3 protein-coding genes are annotated in these 5,006 nt (G+C 69.8%); all 3 read left to right on the forward strand.

What is annotated here, in order from left to right; all coding sequences use genetic code 11:
- Positions 1-3,192 (forward strand): methionine synthase (gene metH / locus AB0K36_RS34510; RefSeq protein WP_364601758.1); only part of this gene is annotated, 3,192 nt, incomplete at its 5' end.
- On the forward strand, positions 3,189-4,091 hold the full coding sequence (gene metF / locus AB0K36_RS34515; RefSeq protein ID WP_364601760.1) for a methylenetetrahydrofolate reductase [NAD(P)H]: 903 nt from the start codon (positions 3,189-3,191) through the stop codon (positions 4,089-4,091). The genes metH and metF, both read left to right, overlap by 4 nt.
- Positions 4,069-5,006 (forward strand): adenosylhomocysteinase (locus tag AB0K36_RS34520; protein ID WP_364601763.1); only part of this gene is annotated, 938 nt, incomplete at its 3' end. The genes metF and AB0K36_RS34520, both read left to right, overlap by 23 nt.

A 5,006-nucleotide genomic window follows, 5' to 3' on the forward strand; every position in this document is an offset into this window, starting at 1 on the left:
GCGCGGATCGCCCGCGAGGTGGCGGACGAGTTCACCGCATCGACCGGGCAGCAGCGGTGGGTGCTGGGCTCGATCGGCCCCGGCACCAAGCTCCCGACCCTCGGGCACGCCCCCTACACCCTGCTGCGCGACGCCTACCAGGCGAACGCCGAAGGCCTCATCGCCGGCGGCGCGGACGCGCTGCTGGTGGAGACGACGCAGGACCTGCTGCAGACCAAGGCCGCGATCATCGGCGCCCGCCGCGCCATGGACGCCACCGGCAGCCGCCCGCCGCTGATCTGCTCGGTGACGGTCGAGACGACCGGCACCATGCTGCTCGGCTCCGAGATCGGCGCCGCGCTCACCGCGCTCGAGCCGCTCGGCATCGACATGATCGGCCTCAACTGCGCCACCGGACCGGCCGAGATGAGCGAGCACCTGCGCCACCTGGCCCGCCACTCCCGCATCCCGCTGTCCTGCATGCCCAACGCCGGACTGCCCGTCCTCGGCAAGGACGGCGCCCACTACCCCCTGACCCCCGCCGAACTCGCCGACGCTCAGGAGCAGTTCGTCGCCGACTACGGCCTGTCCCTGGTCGGCGGCTGCTGCGGCACCACCCCGGAGCACCTGCGCCGCATCGTCGAACGGGTCCGTGGCCTGACCCCACCGGCCCGCGAACCGCGCCCCGATCCGGGCGCCGCCTCCCTCTACCAGACGGTGCCGTTCCGTCAGGACACCGCCTATATGGCGATCGGTGAGCGGACGAACGCGAACGGGTCGAAGAAGTTCCGCGAGGCGCTGCTCGAGGGCCGCTGGGACGACTGCGTGGAGATGGCGCGGGACCAGATCCGCGAGGGCGCGCACATGCTGGACCTGTGCGTCGACTACGTCGGCCGCGACGGCGTCGCGGACATGGCCGAGCTGGCCGGCCGCTTCGCGACCGCCTCGACCCTGCCGCTCGTACTGGACTCCACCGAACTCCCCGTCCTTCAAGCAGGATTGGAGAAGCTCGGCGGCCGCGCGGTCATCAACTCGGTCAACTACGAGGACGGCGACGGCCCCGAGTCGCGCTTCGCGAAGGTCACCGCGCTCGCCAAGGAGCACGGCGCCGCGCTGATCGCCCTCACCATCGACGAGGAGGGCCAGGCCCGCTCGGTGGAGCACAAGGTCTCCGTCGCCGAGCGGCTCATCGAGGACCTGACCGGCAACTGGGGCATCCACGAGTCGGACATCCTCATCGACACCCTGACCTTCACCATCTGCACCGGCCAGGAGGAGTCCCGCAAGGACGGCCTCCACACCATCGAGGCGATCCGCGAACTCAAGCGCCGCCACCCCGACGTCCAGACCACGCTCGGTCTGTCGAACATCTCCTTCGGCCTCAACCCGGCCGCTCGCGTCCTGCTCAACTCCGTCTTCCTCGACGAGTGCGTCAAGGCGGGCCTCGACTCGGCGATCGTCCACGCCTCCAAGATCCTGCCCATCGCCCGGTTCGACGAGGAGCAGGTCACGGTCGCCCGCGACCTCATCCACGACCGCCGCGCCGAGGGCTACGACCCCCTGCAGAAGCTCATGGAGCTCTTCGAGGGCGTCTCCACCAAGTCCCTCAAGGCCGGCAAGGCCGAGGAACTGGCCGCCCTGCCGCTGGAGGAGCGCCTGCAGCGCCGCATCATCGACGGTGAGAAGAACGGCCTGGAGACCGACCTCGACGAGGCCCTGAAGGACACGCCTGCCCTCGCCATCGTCAACGACACCCTCCTCGAGGGCATGAAGGTCGTCGGCGAGCTCTTCGGCTCCGGGCAGATGCAGCTGCCGTTCGTGCTCCAGTCCGCCGAAGTCATGAAGATCGCCGTCGCTCATCTCGAGCCGCACATGGAGAAGTCCGACGCCGACGGCAAGGGCACCATCGTGCTGGCCACCGTGCGCGGCGACGTGCACGACATCGGCAAGAACCTCGTGGACATCATCCTGTCCAACAACGGCTACAACGTCATCAACCTGGGCATCAAGCAGCCCGTCTCCGCGATCCTCGACGCGGCCAAGGAACACAGGGCCGACGTCATCGGAATGTCCGGCCTGCTGGTCAAATCCACGGTGATCATGAAGGAGAACCTGCAAGAGCTCAACCAGCGGGGCATGGCCGCCGACTACCCGGTCATCCTCGGCGGCGCCGCCCTCACCCGGGCCTACGTCGAACAGGACCTCCACGAGATCTACGACGGCGAAGTCCGCTACGCCCGCGACGCGTTCGAGGGCCTGCGCCTGATGGACGCCCTCATCGGCATCAAGCGCGGCGTCCCCGGCGCGGCCCTGCCCGAGCTCAAGCAGCGCCGCGTCAAGGCCACGACGACGGTCGTCGACGAACGCCCCCCGGAGCAGCCCACCCGCTCCGACGTCGCCACCGACAACCCCGTCCCCACCCCGCCGTTCTGGGGCAGCCGCGTCGTCAAGGGCATCCCGCTCAAGGACTACGCCTCCTGGCTCGACGAGAGCGCCCTCTTCAAGGGCCAATGGGGACTGAAGGCCGCCCGCGGCACCGGCCCCACCTACGAGGAGCTGATGGAATCGGAGGGCCGGCCGCGGCTGCGCGGCCTGCTCGAGCGGCTGCAGACGGACAACCTCCTCGAAGCGGCCGTCGTCCACGGCTACTTCCCCTGCGTCTCCAAGGGCGACGACCTGATCATCCTCGGCGACGACGGCTCCGAGCGGACCCGCTTCACCTTCCCCCGCCAGAGCCGCGGCCGGCACCTGTGCCTGGCCGACTTCTTCCGCCCCGAGGAATCCGGCGAGACCGACGTCGTCGCACTCCAGGTCGTCACCGTCGGCTCCCGCATCGGCGAGGAGACCGCCAAGCTGTTCGAGGCCAACTCCTACCGCGACTACCTCGAACTGCACGGCCTGTCCGTCCAGTTGGCCGAGGCGCTGGCCGAGTACTGGCACGCCCGGGTGCGCGCCGAACTGTCCGTCGCCGCCGCCGACCCCACCGGACTCGACGGCATGCTCCGCACCGAGTACCAGGGCTGCCGCTACTCGCTCGGCTACCCCGCCTGCCCCGACCTCGAGGACCGGGCCAAGATCGCCGCCCTCCTCGAACCGGAACGCATCGGCGTCCAGCTCTCCGAGGAGTTCCAGCTCCACCCCGAGCAGTCCACCGACGCGATCGTCGTCCACCACCCCGAGGCGAGCTACTTCAACGCCGGAGGCCGCGCATGAGCACCCTGCGCGAGATCCTCGCCGCGCCGGGGCCCTCGTTCTCCTTCGAGTTCTTCCCCCCGAAGACCGCCCAGGGCGAACGCACCCTGTGGAACGCGATCCGCCGGATCGAGCCGCTGGCACCGACGTTCGTGTCCGTCACCTACGGCGCCGGCGGCTCTTCCCGGGACCGCACCGTCGCCGTCACCAAACGCATCGCCGCCGAGACCACCCTGCGGCCCGTCGCCCATCTGACCGCGGTGGGCCACTCGGTCGCCGAACTGCGCCACATCATCGGCCAGTACGCGGACGCGGGCGTGCACGACGTGCTCGCCCTGCGCGGCGACCCGCCCGGCGACCCGAACGCGCCCTGGACCGCCCACCCCGACGGATTCACCCACGCCCACGAACTCGTCTCCCTGGTGCGCAGGTCGGGCCACTTCAGCGTCGGCGTCGCCGCCTTCCCCGAACGCCACCCCCGCTCCACCGACTGGGACGACGACATCCGCCACTTCGTCGCCAAGTGCCGTGCGGGCGCCGACTACGCGATCACCCAGATGTTCTTCCACGCCGAGGACTACCTGCGGCTGAGGGACCGGGTCGCCGCCGCCGGCTGCGACACCCCGATCATCCCGGAGATCATGCCCGCCACCGACGTGAAGCAGATCGCCCGCTTCGCCCAGCTGTCCGGCGCCACCTTCCCCGCGCACCTCGCCGCCCGCCTCGAGGCGGCCCGCGACGACCCGGCCGAGGGCCACCGCATCGGCGTCGAGTACGCCACCGCCATGGCCGACCGGCTGCTGGTGGAAGGCGCCCCGGGACTGCACTACATCACCCTCAACCGCTCCACCGCGACGCTCGAGATCCACCAGAACATCCAGAACTCAAGGAGTGCACATGCCCTCGCAGTCGGCCGCTGATTTCACGGATTTCAAGGTCGCGGACCTGTCCCTGGCCGAATTCGGCCGCAAGGAGATCACGCTTGCCGAGCACGAGATGCCCGGCCTGATGTCGATCCGCAAGGAGTACGCCGCCGCCCAGCCGCTGGCCGGCGCCCGGATCACCGGCTCCCTGCACATGACCGTGCAGACGGCCGTCCTCATCGAGACGCTGGTCGCGCTGGGCGCCGAGGTCCGCTGGGTGTCCTGCAACATCTTCTCCACCCAGGACCACGCCGCCGCCGCGATCGCCGCCGCCGGAATCCCCGTCTTCGCCTGGAAGGGCGAGACGCTCGAGGAGTACTGGTGGTGCACCGAGCAGGCCCTGACCTGGCCCGGCCACGCAGGCCCCAACATGATCCTCGACGACGGCGGCGACGCGACCCTCCTGGTCCACAAGGGCGTCGAGTTCACCAAGGCCGGCGCCGTCCCCGACCCGTCCACCGCGGACAACGACGAGTACCGCGTCATCCTCGAACTCCTCCACCGCTCCACCCTCGACTGGCCCGCGCTCGCCGCCGAGATCCGCGGTGTGACGGAGGAGACGACGACCGGTGTGCACCGTCTCTACGAGATGCACCGGGACGGCACGCTGCTCTTCCCCGCCATCAACGTGAACGACGCGGTCACCAAGTCGAAGTTCGACAACAAGTACGGCTGCCGGCACTCGTTGATCGATGGCATCAACCGTGCCACCGACGTTTTGATCGGTGGCAAGACGGCGGTCGTGTGCGGTTACGGGGATGTGGGCAAGGGCTGTGCGGAGTCGCTGCGTGGCCAGGGCGCGCGGGTGATCATCACGGAGATCGACCCGATCTGCGCGCTGCAGGCGGCGATGGACGGCTACCAGGTGACCACGCTGGAGGAGGTGGTGGAGAGCGCGGACATCTTCATCAC

Source organism: Streptomyces kurssanovii, from assembly GCF_040677245.1.
GTDB classification, from domain to species: domain Bacteria; phylum Actinomycetota; class Actinomycetes; order Streptomycetales; family Streptomycetaceae; genus Streptomyces; species Streptomyces kurssanovii.

What these genes read in the sequence shown, in the direction of transcription:
- metF (WP_364601760.1), top strand. Translation starts at nt 3,189, where the DNA reads ATGAGCACCCTGCGCGAGATCCTCGCCGCGCCGGGGCCCTCGTTCTCC.